The sequence below is a fragment of the Variovorax nivicola genome, assembly GCF_051216475.1.
Lineage (GTDB): Bacteria > Pseudomonadota > Gammaproteobacteria > Burkholderiales > Burkholderiaceae_C > Variovorax.
Genome location: NZ_JBPJZK010000001.1, coordinates 397,691 through 413,196, shown reverse-complemented (window position 1 = coordinate 413,196; position 15,506 = coordinate 397,691). Strand labels below are relative to the sequence as shown.

15 protein-coding genes are annotated in these 15,506 nt (G+C 68.0%); 7 read left to right on the top strand and 8 right to left on the bottom strand.

What is annotated here, in order from left to right; translation table 11 throughout:
• Position 1: 1 nt before the first annotated feature.
• Both serB and ACSFBF_RS01915 read left to right on the top strand, forming a co-directional pair.
• Complete coding sequence (serB, locus tag ACSFBF_RS01920; protein ID WP_435464672.1) at positions 2-715, top strand: phosphoserine phosphatase SerB; 714 nt, start codon at positions 2-4, stop codon at positions 713-715.
• Positions 712-1,776, top strand: coding sequence for an Ldh family oxidoreductase (locus ACSFBF_RS01915; protein WP_435464671.1), 1,065 nt, complete (start codon positions 712-714; stop codon positions 1,774-1,776). The genes serB and ACSFBF_RS01915 overlap by 4 nt, the downstream gene beginning before the upstream one ends.
• A gap of 7 nt (positions 1,777-1,783) precedes the next feature.
• Here the strand turns inward: ACSFBF_RS01915 and ACSFBF_RS01910 are convergent, their stop codons facing one another.
• Complete coding sequence (locus ACSFBF_RS01910) at positions 1,784-2,107, bottom strand: DUF6172 family protein (RefSeq protein WP_258354467.1); 324 nt, start codon at positions 2,105-2,107, stop codon at positions 1,784-1,786.
• Positions 2,108-2,230: 123 nt separating this feature from the next.
• Here ACSFBF_RS01910 and ACSFBF_RS01905 point away from each other — a divergent pair, with 123 nt between their 5' ends.
• Together ACSFBF_RS01905 and ACSFBF_RS01900 are read left to right on the top strand one after the other, a co-directional pair.
• A complete protein-coding gene (locus ACSFBF_RS01905) occupies positions 2,231-3,253 on the top strand; it encodes a histone deacetylase family protein (protein ID WP_435464670.1) in 1,023 nt (340 codons plus the stop codon).
• Between the two features lie 66 nt (positions 3,254-3,319).
• Entirely contained in the window at positions 3,320-3,547 is a 228-nt protein-coding gene (locus ACSFBF_RS01900; RefSeq protein WP_081267286.1) for a hypothetical protein, read from the top strand.
• 1 nt (position 3,548) lies between these two features.
• Here ACSFBF_RS01900 and ACSFBF_RS01895 read toward each other — a convergent pair whose 3' ends face one another.
• Complete coding sequence (locus ACSFBF_RS01895; protein WP_435464669.1) at positions 3,549-4,736, bottom strand: aminotransferase-like domain-containing protein; 1,188 nt, start codon at positions 4,734-4,736, stop codon at positions 3,549-3,551.
• A gap of 109 nt (positions 4,737-4,845) precedes the next feature.
• On the opposite strand from ACSFBF_RS01895, the gene nth reads away from it, so the two are divergent.
• Entirely contained in the window at positions 4,846-5,493 is a 648-nt protein-coding gene (gene nth, locus ACSFBF_RS01890) for an endonuclease III (protein ID WP_435464668.1), read from the top strand.
• 15 nt (positions 5,494-5,508) lie between these two features.
• Positions 5,509-6,339 carry an Ivy family c-type lysozyme inhibitor gene (locus ACSFBF_RS01885; protein WP_435464667.1) on the top strand — a complete coding sequence of 277 codons (831 nt, stop codon included), beginning with the start codon at positions 5,509-5,511 and terminating at the stop codon, positions 6,337-6,339.
• Positions 6,340-6,360: 21 nt separating this feature from the next.
• Here ACSFBF_RS01885 and ACSFBF_RS01880 read toward each other — a convergent pair whose 3' ends face one another.
• Genes ACSFBF_RS01880 through ACSFBF_RS01865 form a run of 4 tightly spaced genes read right to left on the bottom strand, consistent with a single transcriptional unit; the run spans position 6,361 to position 10,227 of the window.
• Positions 6,361-6,933 carry a histidine phosphatase family protein gene (locus ACSFBF_RS01880; protein ID WP_435464666.1) on the bottom strand — a complete coding sequence of 191 codons (573 nt, stop codon included), beginning with the start codon at positions 6,931-6,933 and terminating at the stop codon, positions 6,361-6,363.
• Positions 6,930-7,724, bottom strand: coding sequence for an adenosylcobinamide-GDP ribazoletransferase (locus tag ACSFBF_RS01875; RefSeq protein ID WP_435464665.1), 795 nt, complete (start codon positions 7,722-7,724; stop codon positions 6,930-6,932). Before ACSFBF_RS01875 ends, ACSFBF_RS01880 begins: the two co-directional genes overlap by 4 nt.
• Before the next feature lie 5 nt (positions 7,725-7,729).
• Positions 7,730-8,770 carry a nicotinate-nucleotide--dimethylbenzimidazole phosphoribosyltransferase gene (gene cobT / locus ACSFBF_RS01870; protein WP_435464664.1) on the bottom strand — a complete coding sequence of 347 codons (1,041 nt, stop codon included), beginning with the start codon at positions 8,768-8,770 and terminating at the stop codon, positions 7,730-7,732.
• Positions 8,767-10,227, bottom strand: coding sequence for a cobyric acid synthase (locus ACSFBF_RS01865; RefSeq protein WP_435464663.1), 1,461 nt, complete (start codon positions 10,225-10,227; stop codon positions 8,767-8,769). The genes cobT and ACSFBF_RS01865 overlap by 4 nt, the downstream gene beginning before the upstream one ends.
• Before the next feature lie 174 nt (positions 10,228-10,401).
• Between ACSFBF_RS01865 and ACSFBF_RS01860 the strand changes: the two genes are divergently transcribed.
• Complete coding sequence (locus ACSFBF_RS01860) at positions 10,402-10,632, top strand: hypothetical protein (protein WP_435464662.1); 231 nt, start codon at positions 10,402-10,404, stop codon at positions 10,630-10,632.
• A 68-nt stretch (positions 10,633-10,700) separates the two neighbouring features.
• Here the strand turns inward: ACSFBF_RS01860 and ACSFBF_RS01855 are convergent, their stop codons facing one another.
• Complete coding sequence (locus ACSFBF_RS01855; RefSeq protein WP_435464661.1) at positions 10,701-12,182, bottom strand: efflux transporter outer membrane subunit; 1,482 nt, start codon at positions 12,180-12,182, stop codon at positions 10,701-10,703.
• Positions 12,183-12,200: 18 nt separating this feature from the next.
• Positions 12,201-15,476, bottom strand: a complete 3,276-nt coding sequence (locus tag ACSFBF_RS01850; protein WP_435464660.1) for an efflux RND transporter permease subunit — start codon at positions 15,474-15,476, stop codon at positions 12,201-12,203.
• Positions 15,477-15,506 lie beyond the last annotated feature (30 nt).

Here is a 15,506-nt window from a genome sequence, read left to right as displayed (position 1 = left end):
CATGAGCGCCACTCAAGAAATCTCCCCCGGCCTCGTCATCCAGCGCGTGAAGCCGCCGCTCAAGCTCGCCGACTTCAAGCTGATCGCGTTCGACATGGACTCGACACTGATCAACATCGAATGCATCGACGAGATCGCCGATGCGGTCGGCAAGAAGGCCGAGGTGGCTGCCATCACCGAAGCCACGATGCGCGGCGAGATCAAGGACTTCAAGGAAAGCCTGCGCCGCCGCGTGGCGTTGCTGCAGGGCGTGCCGGTCGAGGCGCTGCAGCAGGTGTACGACGAGCGGTTGAAGCTCAACCCCGGCGCGAGCGAGCTGGTGGCGGCCTGCAAGGCGGCCGGCCTCAAGGTGCTGCTGGTGTCGGGCGGCTTCACCTTCTTCGCGAACCGCGTGAAGGACCGGCTGGGCATCGACTTCGCGCGCTCCAACCTGCTCGACGAGGCCGGCGGCAAGCTCACCGGCCAGGTCGTCACGCAAAGCTGGGGCGACATCTGCGACGGCGCAGAAAAGCGCCGCACGCTGCTCGAAGTGGCGTCGCTCATGGGCATCTCGCCGCAGGAAACCATCGCCGTGGGCGACGGCGCCAACGACCTGCCGATGATGGGAGAGGCCGGCCTCTCGGTCGCGTATCACGCCAAGCCGAAGGTGCGCGAGCAGGCCATGCTGGCCATCAACGAAGGCGGCCTCGACCGCGTGCTGGAGGTATTGAAATGACCGACACCGCTCCGCTCTACGGCGCCGACGCGCTCAGGGACTACGCCAGCGCCTTGCTGCAAAAGGCCGGGCTCGCCGCGTCGATGGCCGACAGCGTGGCCCGCACGCTGGTCGAAGGCGACCTGCTGGGCCACGACACGCACGGCCTCGCGCTGCTGGCCGGCTATGTGAAGGAAATCGAGTCGGGCGGCATGACGCGCGACGGCGCCCCCGAGGTGCTGTCGGACCGCCCCGCCGCCGTGCTGTGGGACGGCAAGCGCCTGCCCGGCCCGTGGCTCATGGACCAGGGCATGGACCTGCTCGTGCCGCGTGCGCGCGAGCTGGGCACGGCCTCGCTCGTAATCCGCCGCAGCCACCACATCGCCTGCCTCGCCGTCTACATGCTGCGCGCGCTTCAGGAAGACATGCTGATGCTGCTCGCCTGCTCCGACCCCAATGCCGCCAGCGTCGCGCCCTTCGGCGGCACGCAGGCGGTGTTCACGCCGAACCCGCTGGCCATGGGCTTTCCGCTGTCGCAGGGCGGCGTGATGGTCGACATTTCGGCCTCCATCACCACCAACGGCATGAGCAACCGCAAGCGCGCGGCCGGCGAGACCTTCGCCGAGGAATGGCTGATCGACGCCACCGGCAAGCCGTCGAACAACCCGCAGGTGCTGTTCGACCAGCCGCCCGGCACGCTGCTGCCGGTCGGCGGTCTGAGCCACGGGCACAAGGGCTACGGCATGGCGCTGCTGGTCGAGACGCTCACGGCCGGCCTCGCAGGCCATGGCCGTGCCGATCCGCCCGAGGGCTGGGGCGCGACGGTGCACATCACGCTGCACGACCTGAACGCCTTCGGCGGCAAGGACGCCTTCCTGCACCAGATGGACCATGTGGCCGCCAAGTGCCGCGACAACACGCCCATCGACCCGGCCAAGCCTGTGCGGCTGCCGGGCGAAGGCGGGTTGAAGCGTCGGGAAGCTCAGTCGAAGAACGGGGTGCGGCTGCACCCTTCGATTGCGCGCTCGCTGCACGATGCGGAGCAGCGCCACGGCCTGCGGCTGGCGCAGGCGCTGGTCTGAGCGAGGGTCAGTCTTCGGCGTCGGGGGAGGCTGCGGCTTCGCCCGCGGGGCGCGCCTTGCGCTGGCCGGGCTTGGCCAGGATCTCGACGTAGAACTGCTTGCCCGCCTCTTTCACCACACCGTCGATGAGGCCTGTGATGGCCGACAGGTGAACGACTTCGGCGTTCTCGGCCTCGGTGCCGAACTTGCAGTCGAAGTCCCAGAAGTCCGCGCCTTCGGGCAATACGCGCCGCCGCTCGCGTTTGATGTACTTGCGGATCTCGTGCTTGATGGCTTCGAGGAGACGGTCGGGGTGCTTGCCCTCGACCTGAAGCTGAAAGGTTTTTCTCATGGGTGATCGTAACCAATGTGAAAGCCACCGAATCCGGCACCGCCCGATGCCCTGGATGGGCACCGATCTTGCTCGCTACCATGGCTGCCAGGCAAATCCCGCGGCGGCCACGCCGAATCACCCATGCTGACCTTTTTTCATCCGGAGCAACTGCTGCACCATCCGCGCAGCTACCTGTCGCGCGGACAGATGCGCACGCCGCAGGAGATTCCCGAGCGCGCGCTCCGGCTCGTCGCCGCCGTGCAATCGCTCGGCTTCGACCTCCAGCGACCGGTCGATGCCGGCATGGCGCCATTGGCCGCCGTGCACAGCGGCGACTACCTGCGCTTTCTCGAAGAAGCGCACGGCGAATGGAAGCAGATGCCGCCCGACTGGGGCGACGAGGTGATGTCGAACGTCTACGTGCGTGAGCCCAACCGCCTGCGCGGCATCCTGGCCAAGGCGGCGCACTACCTTGCCGACGGCAGTTGCCCGGTTGGAGCCGAGACCTGGCGCTCCGCGTACTGGTCGGCGCAGAGCGCGGTGGCCGGCGCAGCGGCCATCACCGACGGGGCCCGCGCGGCCTATGCACTGTGCCGCCCTCCCGGCCACCATGCCCGCGTCGATGCCGCCGGGGGCTTCTGCTACCTCAACAACGCCGCCATCGCCGCCCAGGCGCTGCGCGGGCGCTTCGCCCGTGTGGCGGTGCTCGACACCGACATGCACCATGGCCAGGGCGTGCAGGAAATCTTCTATGGCCGCAGCGACGTGATGTACGTCTCGATCCACGGCGACCCGACCAATTTCTACCCGGCAGTGGCCGGCTTCGAGGACGAGCGCGGGGCCGACGAGGGCGAAGGCTTCAACGTCAACTTCCCGATGCCGCACGGCGCACCGGAAGCAGTCTTTTTCGACCGGCTCGACGACGCAACGAAGGTGCTGCGGAGCTTCGCGCCTGACGCGCTGGTGCTGGCGCTCGGCTTCGACATCTACAAGGACGATCCGCAGTCACAGGTCGCGGTGACGACCGAGGGCTTCGGGCGTCTCGGCAAGGCAGTTGGCGCGCTCGGCTTGCCGACATTGATCGTCCAGGAAGGCGGCTATCACCTCGAGAGCCTGGAAGCCAACGCAAGCGCCTTCTTCGGGGGATTCGCGGATATCGCGTGATGGTCTTGGCGGCGACAGCCGCTGCGCTGTGTACAGTCGGCGCTTCGAATGGAAGCAGGTAAAGACATGGCGCGCGCAAACGACTGGGCAAGCAAGGTGATGGCATTGATCAACGGTGGCAACCCCACCGCCGCCATCGCGCAGATCAAGGTCGCGCCCTCGGTCAAGGACCTGAAGGCGCTGCAGACCATCATGACGCTCTCGAAAATGAAAGGTCGCTATCCGAACGTGGATGCGGCCATTGCAGACAACCTGGAGCTGCTCGCGGCGCCCAGGCTGCACCGCTCGCCGTGATTTACAGCGCCTGCCCGAGGCGCTTCACGCCCTCTTCGATCTTGGCCACATCGGCCGTCGCGAAGCTCAGACGCAGCGTCGCCACATCGGGCTTCTCGGCAAAGAACGGCGCGCCGGGCACGAAGGCCACGAGCTTCTCGATCGCGCGCTTCGCCAGTTCGTTCGCATCGGCCAGCTTGCCGTTGGCGCCCGTGAGGCGCGCCCAGAAGAACAGCCCGCCGTTGGGCTGCGTGAAGCTCACCGCATCGCCCAGCTCGCGCTTCAGTGCCGCGCCCATGGCCTGCGCGCGCTGGCCGTACACCTCGCGCACATGCGCCAGCGTGGCGGGCATGCGGCCGCTCTTGAGGTACTGGGCGGCAGTGGCCTGCGAGAAGGTGCTCGTGTGCGCGTCGCTGAACTGCTTGCACATCGTCGCCTTGGTCAGCAGCTCGGGCGGCGCAATCATCCAGCCGATGCGCAGGCCGGGGCTCAGCACCTTGCTCAGGCTGCCGCAGTGCGCCAGCAGCTCGCGGCTGCCCGGCACATCTTTGCTCAGCGCCAGGATCGACGGCGGCGGGGCTTCGCCGAAGTAGAGGTCGCCGTAGGGGTCGTCCTCGACGATCAGCGTCTGGTACTTCACGGCCAGCTCGAGCACCTTCTTGCGGCGCTCCAGCGTGAGCATCGCGCCGCTGGGGTTGCCGAAGGTGGGGATCAGGTAGACGAACTTGGGCTTGTGCTCGGCGATGAGCTTCTCAAGCTCGTCGGTCTTCACGCCGTTGGCGTCGATGGGCGCGCTGATGAGCTGCGCGCCATAGAGGCGGAAGCACTGGATGGTCGCCAGGAAGGTCGGGCCCTCGACGATCACCTTGTCGCCGGGCGAGATCATGGTCTTGCCCAGCAGGTCCAGCGCCTGCTGGCTGCCGGTGGTGACGATCAGGCCGCTGGGGTCGACGTCGACGCCCTTGGTCTTCATGAAAGCACTGAGCTGGGTGCGCAGCGGCTCGTAGCCTTCGGTGGCGCCGTATTGCAGCGCGCCACCGGGTTCTTCGGTGAGTGCCTTCTGGCTCGCCTCCTTGAGGCCCTCGACGTCGAACATGGCGCTGTCGGGGAAGCCGCCCGCAAAACTGATGATGCCGGGCTTGCCCAGCAGCTTGAAGAGTTCGCGGATGGCGGATGTCTCGACGTTGTCGAGGCGGGAGGCGAATTGCATGGTCAGTCTCACTTTCTGGGTGACATTGTCACCAAAGCCGGGGCAATAAAGCTGCGTAAGGCTATCGCCTTTCAACGATATATTGCGCGAGCCGCCCTCACGAAGCCCAATGAAAAAAGACAACATCCCCCTCTTCTTCGCCACCCTGCAGGCCGCCAACCCCACACCCGAGACCGAGCTCGAATACACGACCCCCTTCGAGCTGCTGGCAGCCGTGCTGCTATCGGCGCAGGCCACCGACGTGGGCGTGAACAAGGCCACCCGCAAGCTGTTTCCGGTGGCGAACACGCCGCAGGCCATCTTCGATCTGGGTGTCGAGGGGCTGGAGGAATACATCAAGACCATCGGCCTGTACCGCAGCAAGGCCAAGCACCTGATCGAGGCCTGCCGCATGCTGGTGGAGCTGCACGGCGGCGAGGTGCCGCGCACCCGCGCCGAGCTGGAGGCGCTGCCCGGCGTCGGCCGCAAGACCGCCAACGTGGTGCTCAACGTGGCTTTCGGCGAAGCGACGATCGCGGTCGATACGCACATCTTCCGCATGGGCAACCGCACCGGGCTCGCGCCGGGCAAGACGCCGCTCGAAGTGGAGCTCAAGCTCGAGAAGCGCGTTCCGCCGGAATACCGGCTGCATGCGCACCACTGGCTGATCCTGCATGGCCGCTACATCTGCGTGGCGCGCAAGCCGCGCTGCTGGGAATGTGCGGTGGCTACTTTCTGCGCCTATAAACCAAAGACGCCCTCCCCGAAAACGGCCTGAAGAATGACGACACGGATGCACGACACCCGGGCACTGCTGGCCACCGCCCTGCTGGCAGCCCTCCTCCCGGCCGCGGCCTGGTCGCAGCAGCCGGCCGCCGGCCTGCCGCCCGACGCCATGACGCTCTACGGCGGCCGCTGGTCGACGAACTGCGCCGACGCCTCGGCGCCAACGCTGCAGGTGCTCCAGGACAGGCTGATCGCCGAGAGCGGCAAGCGCCGCGTGGTCGCCCGCGAGCCGCAGACGGCTCACAGCTTCTTCGGCAACAGCCCGCCGCCGGCAGGCTTCGACGTGGCGCTGATGAGCGACGCGGGCAAGGCCGGCTCGATGACATTCCTCGTCTACCGCGCGACGCGCGGCCAGTACATCACGCTGGACGCCGACAAGCCAGTCGCCGGCCAGTTGGGCCCCGAGTTGATGAAGCAGCGCTACTGGCGCTGCGACGGCGCTGCGCGGGCCGAGCCCCCGCCCACCGAGCCCAAGGCCAAAGTGCCTCCCCCGCCCACGGGCAGCCCTGCGGCGCTGGCGCAGGGCCCAGCGATGCAGAAGGCCTGGCGAGCCGCCCTGGGCTCACGCGAGAACGACCGCTGGCTGGTGCGCCGCGAAGGCCCGGCGCCCGAGCCGCAATGGGTGACGGTCGAGGGCACGCTCTACCTGCTGCACGCCTTCTGCAAGCCACACGACTGCTTCGACAACAACGCGATCGCGCTCTACGACCAGAGCTCCGGCCGCATCTACGGCCTGGTGCAGCGCAACGGCAGCAACCGCCTCGTGGGCTCGCCGCCGACGGCGCTGGCACCGCAGCTGGACCGGCTCTGGCGCGAACAGTGGCGGCAGAAGAACTGAGCTGACTGACCGAGTTGCCCGTCAGATGGCAGGCGAATTGTCGAAAGTCAGCCAGCTGCCGAACGCAATCTCGCCGGCAGGCCATTCCGCAGCAACCGCAGGGCAACGGATGCCACGCTGCAACAGCGTTATGGCGCGCAACACGCCGGCATGCGTGACCCACAGCGCATCGCCGTCGCCCGACAGCCATTCATCGTGCGCGGCGGCCACGCGCTGCATGAAGGCGCGCACGCTTTCGCCATGACCGCCCGCGGGCGCGTCGGCGAAGTTGCCGGTCCAGGTTTCGAAGTCGTCGCGCGGAATGGCGGACCATGGCCGCCCTTCCCAGCCGCCGAAGTTCATTTCGGCGAGCCGGGCGTCGTGCTGCACCCGGAGATCGGGCCGCAGCGAGGCGATGGCATCGGCCAGTCTGGCGCAGCGCCGCAGCGGCGAGCTGATCAACGTGATGTTTGCAGGCAGCAAGGGCGCGATGCGCTGCGCGGCGGCGAACGTGGCGTCCGCATGGGCTTCGAGGTCCGTGGCGCCGTAGCAAAGGCCGGGCTCGGCCACCACGGGCGCATGGCGCTGGAGCCAGAGGTTTCGGCTTGTGCTCATGCACGCCACGCCAGCGCGAGGTAGATCGCCAGCTCGCAGACCTGCTGCGTCGCGCCCAGGCCATCGCCGGTGAAGCCTTGCAGCCGCCGAAGAAACAGCCTCGCCATCCAGCCCGCGACCAGAACGGCCGCCAGCACGGCCGCCCCGACGTGCACGGCGTCGTGCGCACACAGCAGCAGCGCCACCGCCGGAACCGTCCACACCAGCGCAATCGCCAGCGCTCCACCGCTGATCGCATCCGCCAGCGGCTTGGCCTTGCTCGCCCCGCTGTCGCCCACATAAGGCAGCCAGCGGATCAGAAACAGCGGCATCAGCCGCGACAGCACATGCGCGCCGACGATGGCAATAGCCACGGCCTGCAGCCCACGCCCGGCCAGCACGGCGAGCAGCGCGCACTTCAGGCCCAGCGCCAGCACCAGCGCAATCGCACCGAAGGCGCCGATGCGCGAGTCCTTCATGATTTCCAGAGCCCGGTCCCGGTCAGCCGAACCGCCCAGTCCATCGGCCACGTCGGCCAAGCCGTCTTCATGGAAGGCGCCGGTCAGCATCACGGTGGCGACGGTGCTCAGCAAGGCAGCGGCCAGCGCGCCCGCGACACCGGGCAGCCCCATGCCGACGCCCGTGAACACCAGCGCCGCCACCCCACCCACCAGCCATCCGATGCCGGGCAGATGGGCCGCACTCGCGCGCAGCATCTGCGGGCTGAAGCCGACCCATGCGGCCAGCGGCCCCGTCACCGGCACGCGCGTGAAGAACTGCAGCGCGAGCAGGAAATGACGAACGCCGTTCATCCGCCTCAAGCCTCCTTGCGTGACACGCCGGCCGACTCGAAGCTCGCCATCTCGCGCAGGATGCGGCAGGCCGATTCGAGCAGCGGCCAGGCCAGCGCACCGCCCGAGCCTTCGCCCAGGCGCAGTTCGAGATTCAGCAGCGGGTCCAGCCCCAGCCGCTCCAGCAGCAGCAGATGCCCGGGCTCGGCAGAACAGTGCGCGGCCACGCAGCGCTGCACAACGCAAGGCTGCAGCGCCTGTGCCACCAGCACCGCCGCGCTGGCAATGAAGCCATCCACCACGATCACGCGCCGCTCTTCGGCTGCTTGCAGCACCGCGCCGACCAGTGTGGCGATCTCGAAACCGCCGAAAGCCGCCAGCGCGTCCAGCGGCGCCGTCACACCCGCGTGCAACGCCAGCACCTGCCGCAGCACTTCGCGCTTGCGCGCCAGCCCCGCCGCATCGAGGCCCGTGCCGACGCCGATGCAGACGTCGATGTCCAGCCCGCCCAGCCGGGACAGCAGCAGCGCGGCAGACGAGCTGTTGCCAATGCCCATTTCGCCAAGCAGCAGCGCATTGCCTGGCAGCGCACGCACCACCTCGCGCCCGTTGACGATGGCCTGGGTGCACTGCGCGGGCGTCATGGCCGGGCCCGTCGAGGCGTCGGCCGTGCCTTCGGCGATCCGGCGCGACACCAGCCCCGGGCGCGGCTGGAAGTCGCGCCGCACGCCGCAGTCGACCACCGTCAGCGCCAGCCCGTGCTGGCGCGCGAGCACGCTCACGGCCGCGCCGCCGGCGAGGAAGTTCTCAACCATCTGCCAGGTCACGTCGCTCGGAAATGCCGAGACGCCGCGTGCCGCCAGCCCGTGGTCGCCCGCGCAGACCAGCATCTGCGGCGCTTCGAGCACCGGGTTCTCGGTGCCAAGGATGCTGCCGATGCGCAAGGCCAGCGCTTCGAGCCGGCCCAGCGCGCCGAGCGGCTTGGTCTTGTTGTCGATTGCGCTGTGCAGGCGGGCGGCGAGCTGGGCGTCGGTGATGTCGGAAATGGAGGGGATGGTCTCGGTCATGCAATCAGTCCGGCGAGCACGCCGGCGTCGAAATGGGTGTCGATGAAGTCGGCCAGGCCGCCGAAGGTGGCGTCCAGCGTGGGCACGGAGGCGCCGAACAATGCATGCAGCGTGCCGGGGTCTTCGAACAGGCCATGAAGATAAATGCCGAGCACGTTGCCGCGCGCGTTCTGCCAGGCCAGCCCGTCGGGCATCACCGCCTGGCCATCCTGCGCCATCTGCGGGTGGGCGGCGGTCTGGCCGTGATGAATTTCGTAGCCGGCGACTGGCACGCCTGACAGCGGGCCCCAAGTGCCGGTCAGCTCGCCGAAGGTCGCGGCGCGATGCTGCACCGTCTTCTCGCGTGCGAACACCGTCACCAGCGGCAGCAGGCCGAGCCCCGGCGCATTGCCGTCGATGCCGTGCGGATCGACCAGCGCCTCGCCCAGCATCTGCAGCCCGCCGCAGATGCCCAGTACCGCGCCGCCGCGTTCGGCGTGCGCGGCCACGGCGCGGTCCAGCCCCTGCGCGCGCAGCCAGGTCAGGTCGCCGCTGGTGTGCTTGGAGCCGGGCAGCACGATCCAGTCGGCGCCCGCCACGTCGGCCGGCGTACGGGCCCAGACCAGCCGCACGCCCGGCACGTTCTTCAGCGCCTGAAATTCGTCGAGGTTGCTGATGCGCGGGTACGCCACGACCGCTACCGTGCGGGTGACGGTGCCGCTCGCGCGGCTGCGGTCGTCGAACACGCCGTCTTCTTCGGGCAGGCCGTGCTGCCACCACATCGGCAGCGTAGCCACGGTGGGTACGCCGGTCAGCTCTTGCAGTTGCTGCGGCGCGGGCGCGAGCAGCGAAGCATCGCCGCGGAACTTGTTGAGCACGAAGCCGCGCAGCAGCGCGCGGTCGGCCTCGGGCAGCAGCGCCCAGGTGCCGTACAGGTGAGCAAAGGCGCCGCCCCGGTCGATGTCGGTCGCCAGCAGGCAGCGCGCCTGCGCATGGCGGGCGATGCGCATGTTGACGATGTCGCTGGCCATCAGGTTGATTTCGGCCGGCGAGCCCGCGCCTTCGATCACGACCACGTCGTTCTCGTCGCGCAGTTCATCGAGTGCCTGCGCAATCTGCGGCCAGACGCGCTCGCTGCGGCCGCGCCAGGGCAAGGCCGAAAGCTCTTCGCTCACCTGCCCCATCAGCACCACCTGGCTGTGGGTGTCGCGCTCGGGCTTGAGCAGCAGCGGGTTCATGCGCACGTCGGGCAGTGCATTCGCGGCCAGGGCCTGGAAATACTGAGCGCTGCCAATTTCGCCGCCATTGACCACGCGAGCGTTGTTGCTCATGTTCTGCGCCTTGAAGGGCGCCACTTTCAGGCCTTGCCGCGCATACCAGCGGCACAGCGCCGTGGCCAGCCAGCTCTTGCCGGCGCCGCTGGTGGTGCCCAGAACCATGACGCACCGCGCCGACCCGCTTTTCGCCTTTGAACTCATCGGCGGATTGTCGTTGAGCACCGCGCCGGCCCGAAAAAGACCGAGCGAGACAGAACCAGGCCGACGAAATGAGACATTTTTCACACCTATGGCGTTGCAAATGCGTCCGGTGAATCCAACAGTCCCGTTCTTGCGTACACCCGACAACACACATCGCATTGCACCCAGGGACCCATGCCAGCCTTGAACGATTTGGCGCTCACCGTCGAGGAACGCGAACCGGGCCAGTTCTTCTGGACCCTGCTCGAAGCCCACCATGGCGACGATGCCTCCGAGACTCTCGACTACCGGGTCTACCGGAGGGCGGCCAGGCCGCAGGCCAGCTATTCCAGCGCCCTGGCCATGGGCGCGGCGGAGCTGCAAAAAATAAGCGCCGCCGCGAACCCAGCCGGCAAAACCGGCTGAACCCACGACGGCGCAAAGACCGCCTTGCGGCGTTCAGGCTGTCAATTTCAATCCTGGGTCGTCGTCATTTAGCGCGCGGCCACCGTCGTCTGTGCGCCGGCAGCCGCCACGGGCGCCGGAGCTTCCCAGCCGCCACCGATGGCGCGGATCAACCCTACGGCCGCCTGGTACTGCGCCGACTTCACCTGCAGCGCCTGCCGCCGGTTGCGCAGCTCGCTGCGGCGTGCGTCGAGCAGGTCGAGCTGGCTGATGTAGCCGTTGCGATAGCGCGTGTCTGACAGGCTGGTGGCGCGCTGGGCCGAAGTCACGGCCTGCGCCTGCACCACCGACTGCTCCTGCAGGATGCGGATGGCGGCCAGTTGGTCTTCGACCTCCTGGAATGCCACCAGCACCTGCGTGCGGTAGCTGGCCAGTGCGCCGTCGAGTTGGGCATTGGCGCCCTGCACGCCGGCCTCGCGGCGACCGCCGTCGAAGATCGGCAGCGACAGCAGCGCGCCCACGCCCCACGAGCGCGCCGACCACTTGAAGAGGTCGCCGACTTCGGGCGAGGCATAGCCGGCAGCGCCGGTCAGCGAAATGTCCGGGAACCACGCGGCCTGCGCCACGCCGACACGGGCTTGCGCGGCGAACACGGCGCTCTGCGCCGCCGACACGTCGGGCCGGCGCGTGAGCACCGTGGCCGGCACGCCCGGCGGAATCGACGGCAAGACGGTCGACCACTCGTCGGAGCGCAGGCCGAAGCTCGAAGCCGAGTCGCCCACCAGCACCGCGAGCGCATGCTCTACCTGAGCGCGCTGACGGTCGAGCGCGAGCGCGTCCGACTCGGTCGACGACACCTCGGTCTGCACGCGCGCCACGTCGAGCTCGGCGATGTCGCCGGCCTGTTCGCGGCGCTGCGACAGGCGCAGCGTGTCGCGATAAGCCTCGACCTGCTCGCGCACCAGTGCGCGTTCGGCGTCGAGCGCACGCAGTTGCAGATAGGTCTGCGCCACTTCGGCCTGCACCGCGAGCCGGGTGCTTTGCAGCAGCGCCTCGCGGCCGGCCGCATCGAGCTTGGCCGCATTGCTGGCGCCGGAGAGGCGGCCGAACAAATCGACTTCGTACGAGAACGTGGCACCGATGTTGGTCATCGTGGCCGGCGTGGTGCTGGCCGTGGCCTTGTCCAGTCCGGCGCCGCGGTTGGCGCCGGCGCTCAGGCCGATCTGCGGCAGGCGGTCGGCGTTGGCGCTGCGCGCCAGCGCGCGGGCCTCGGCCAGCCGCGCAGCCGCGGCCTGGATGTTGTTGTTGTTGACGTCGGCCTTCTCGACCAGCGCATTGAGCGTCGGGTCGTTGAACGCCAGCCACCAGGCGCCGCGTGCCTGTGCCTCGGAAGGCACGGCCCGCGTGAAGCCGGCGGGCGGCGTCGGACCCTGTTCCTTGAACTGGGCCGTGGTCGTGATCTCGGGCAGGCTCGAGGGCACGGTGGCACAGCCGGCCAGCACCAGGGCCGCCATCAGCGGCAGCAAGGCGGTGCGAAGGGGCTTCACCAAGGGTTGTACTGAGAATTTCATGATCAGCTTTCTTCTCGATCAGTCATGCGAACCGTGTGAAGGACGCGGCGAAGCAGGCACCGGGTGCAGCCCACCACCGCCCGAGCCACCGTGCGACGGCATAGCCGGATGGTCAGCCGACACGAAGTCGTCGCCATGCGGCACTTCGCCATGCAGCTTGAGCGGCCGGTTGCCCGCAAGGCGGCGCAGCAGCACGTAGAACACCGGCGTCAGGAACAGGCCGAAGGCCGTCACGCCGATCATCCCGGCGAACACCGCCACGCCCATGGCCTTGCGCATCTCCGAGCCCGCGCCGGTCGACAGCACGAGGGGCAGCACGCCCATCACGAAGGCCAGCGAGGTCATCAGAATCGGGCGCAGACGCAGGCGACTGGCTTCGATGGCGGCTTGTATGGGTGTGCGGCCGGCGAATTCGAGCTCCCGTGCGAACTCCACGATAAGAATCGCGTTCTTCGCACTCAGCCCCACCAGCACGATCAGCCCGATCTGCGTGAAGACATTGTTGTCACCCCCCGATATCCATACGCCCGCCATCGCGGCCATGATGCCCATGGGCACGATCAGAATGATCGCGATCGGCAGCGTCAGGCTTTCGTACTGCGCGGCCAGCACCAGGAACACCAGCAAGATGGCCAGCGGGAACACCAGGAACGCGGAGTTGCCGGCCAGGATTTCCTGGTACGTCAGCTCGGTCCACTCGAAGCTCACGCCCTTGGGCAGCGTCTCGGCCGCAATCTTCGTGATCGCGTCCTGCGCCTGGCCCGACGAGTAGCCCGGTGCCGGGCCGCCGTTGATGTCGGCGGCCAGGTAGCCGTTGTAGCGCATGGCGCGTTCCGGGCCGAAGGTCGAATTCACCTTCATCAGCGCGGCCAGCGGCACCATCTCGCCCGTGGTCGAGCGCACCTTCAGCAGGCCCACGTCTTCGGCACGGGCGCGGTAAGGCGCATCGGCCTGGACGCGCACGCTGTACGTGCGGCCGAACTTGTTGAAGTCGTTCGCGTACAGGCTGCCGAGGTAGATCTGCATGGTGTCGAAGATGTCCGTCACCGGCACGCCGAGCTGGCGGGCCTTGGTACGGTCGATGTCGGCATACAGCTGCGGCACGTTGACCTGCCAGCTCGTGAACATGCCGGCCAGTTCGGGCGCTTGCTGTGCCTTGGCCATGAAGGCCTTCACTGCCTGGTCCATCTGGTCGTAGCCCACCGACGCGCGGTCTTCCAGCTGCAGCTTGAAGCCGCCCGTGGTGCCCAGGCCCGCCACCGGTGGCGGCGGGAACATCACGATGAACGCGTCCTGGATACCGGCGAAGGCCCCGTTGAGCTGGCCAGCCACCGCACCGCCGCTCTGGTCGGGGCGCTTGCGCTGGTCGAAGGGCTTGAGCGTTGCGAACACGATGCCCGAGTTCGAGCTGTTGGTGAAGCCGTTGATCGACAGGCCCGGGAAGGCGATAGCGTCTTCCACGTTCGGGTTCTTCTTCATGATGTCGCCCATGCGGGTGATCACCTCTTCCGTGCGGTCGAGCGTGGCGCCGTCGGGCAGCTGGGCAAAACCGATCAGGTATTGCTTGTCCTGCGCCGGCACGAAGCCGCCGGGCACCGCCTTGAAGAGACCGAAGGTCACGGCAATGAGCGCGACGTAGATCGCCAGCATCAGCGCCTTGCGCGAGATCACGTTCTTCACGCCGCCGCTGTAGGCCTCTGCGCCGCGATGGAACAGCTTGTTGAAGCCGCGGAACAGCCAGCCGAAGGCCTTGTCCATGCCGCGCGTCAGCGCGTCCTTCGGGGCGTCGTGGCCGCGCAGCAGCAAGGCGGCGAGCGCCGGCGACAGCGTGAGCGAGTTGATCGCCGAGATCACCGTCGAGATCGCAATCGTCACCGCGAACTGGCGGTAGAACTGGCCCGTGAGACCGCTGATGAAGGCCAGCGGCACGAACACGGCCACCAGCACCAGCGCGATAGCGATGATGGGCCCCGACACTTCGCGCATCGCACGGTAGGTTGCCTCACGCGGCGTGAGCCCCGCCTCGATGTTGCGCTCGACGTTCTCCACCACCACGATGGCGTCGTCCACCACGATGCCGATGGCCAGCACCAGCCCGAACAGGCTCAGCGCGTTGATCGAGAAACCGAGGATGTGCAGCACCGCGAAGGTACCGATCACCGACACCGGCACGGCCAGCAGCGGAATGATGGAAGCGCGCCACGTCTGCAGGAACAGGATCACGACCAGCACCACCAGCATGATGGCTTCGAGCAGCGTGTGGATCACCGACTCGATCGATGCGCGCACGAACTGCGTCGGGTCGTAGGCGATGCGGTATTCCAGGCCCTCGGGCATGTTCTTGTTGAGTTCCGCCATCGTCTTGCGCACGTTCGACGAGATGTCGAGCGCGTTGGAGCCCGGCGCCTGGAACACGCCCATGCCGACGGCCGGGTCGTTGTTCAGCAGCGAACGCAGCGAGTAGTCGGCGGCGCCCATTTCGAGGCGGCCGATGTCGCGCAGGCGGGTCACGGCGCCGTCGGTGCCGCTCTTGACGATGATGTCGCCGAATTCTTCTTCGCTCTGCAAGCGCCCTTGCGCATTGATCGACAGCTGCATGTCCACGCCCGACAGGCCCGGCGAAGCGCCGACCACGCCGGCCGCGGCCTGCACGTTCTGGCCACGGATGGCAGCCACCACGTCGGAGGCCGAGAGGCCGCGCTGCGCGACCTTCTGCGGGTCGAGCCACACGCGCATGGAGTAGTCACCACCGCCGAAGATCTGGACCTGGCCCACGCCTTCGATGCGCGCCAGCGGGTCCTTCACATTCAGCACCGCGTAGTTGCGCAGGTAGTTGATGTCGTAGCGGTTGTTCGGCGAGACGAGGTGGACCACCATCGTCAGGTCGGGTGCGCTCTTGACGGTCGTGATGCCGAGCCGGCGCACTTCCTCGGGCAGGCGTGGCTCGGCTTGCGAGACGCGGTTCTGCACGAGCTGCTGTGCCTTGTCGGGATCGGTGCCGAGGCGGAACGTGACGGTGAGCGTCAGCACGCCGTCGGTGGTTGCCTGGCTGCCCATGTAGAGCATGCCTTCGACGCCGTTGATCTGCTCTTCGAGCGGGGTGGCAACGGTTTCGGCAATCACCTTCGGGTTGGCGCCGGGGTACTGGGCGCGCACCACCACCGAGGGCGGCGCGACTTCCGGGTACTCCGAGATCGGCAGCCCGCGCAGCGCGATCAGGCCGGCTATCAGCATCAGTAGCGACAGCACGCCGGCAAAGATCGGCCGGTCGATGAAGAATTTTGAGAGATTCATGATGGTTCTCCGGTGGGCGCGGGTGCGCCC

Excerpts from the sequence above, each read along its gene's own strand:
- serB (WP_435464672.1), top strand. The coding sequence starts at position 2 with ATGAGCGCCACTCAAGAAATCTCCCCCGGCCTCGTCATCCAGCGCGTG.
- ACSFBF_RS01915 (WP_435464671.1), top strand. The coding sequence starts at position 712 with ATGACCGACACCGCTCCGCTCTACGGCGCCGACGCGCTCAGGGACTAC.
- ACSFBF_RS01910 (WP_258354467.1), bottom strand. The coding sequence starts at position 2,107 with ATGAGAAAAACCTTTCAGCTTCAGGTCGAGGGCAAGCACCCCGACCGT.
- ACSFBF_RS01905 (WP_435464670.1), top strand. The coding sequence starts at position 2,231 with ATGCTGACCTTTTTTCATCCGGAGCAACTGCTGCACCATCCGCGCAGC.
- ACSFBF_RS01900 (WP_081267286.1), top strand. The coding sequence starts at position 3,320 with ATGGCGCGCGCAAACGACTGGGCAAGCAAGGTGATGGCATTGATCAAC.
- ACSFBF_RS01895 (WP_435464669.1), bottom strand. The coding sequence starts at position 4,736 with ATGCAATTCGCCTCCCGCCTCGACAACGTCGAGACATCCGCCATCCGC.
- nth (WP_435464668.1), top strand. The coding sequence starts at position 4,846 with ATGAAAAAAGACAACATCCCCCTCTTCTTCGCCACCCTGCAGGCCGCC.
- ACSFBF_RS01885 (WP_435464667.1), top strand. The coding sequence starts at position 5,509 with ATGCACGACACCCGGGCACTGCTGGCCACCGCCCTGCTGGCAGCCCTC.
- ACSFBF_RS01880 (WP_435464666.1), bottom strand. The coding sequence starts at position 6,933 with ATGAGCACAAGCCGAAACCTCTGGCTCCAGCGCCATGCGCCCGTGGTG.
- ACSFBF_RS01875 (WP_435464665.1), bottom strand. The coding sequence starts at position 7,724 with ATGAACGGCGTTCGTCATTTCCTGCTCGCGCTGCAGTTCTTCACGCGC.
- cobT (WP_435464664.1), bottom strand. The coding sequence starts at position 8,770 with ATGACCGAGACCATCCCCTCCATTTCCGACATCACCGACGCCCAGCTC.
- ACSFBF_RS01865 (WP_435464663.1), bottom strand. The coding sequence starts at position 10,227 with ATGAGTTCAAAGGCGAAAAGCGGGTCGGCGCGGTGCGTCATGGTTCTG.
- ACSFBF_RS01860 (WP_435464662.1), top strand. The coding sequence starts at position 10,402 with ATGCCAGCCTTGAACGATTTGGCGCTCACCGTCGAGGAACGCGAACCG.
- ACSFBF_RS01855 (WP_435464661.1), bottom strand. The coding sequence starts at position 12,182 with ATGAAATTCTCAGTACAACCCTTGGTGAAGCCCCTTCGCACCGCCTTG.
- ACSFBF_RS01850 (WP_435464660.1), bottom strand. The coding sequence starts at position 15,476 with ATGAATCTCTCAAAATTCTTCATCGACCGGCCGATCTTTGCCGGCGTG.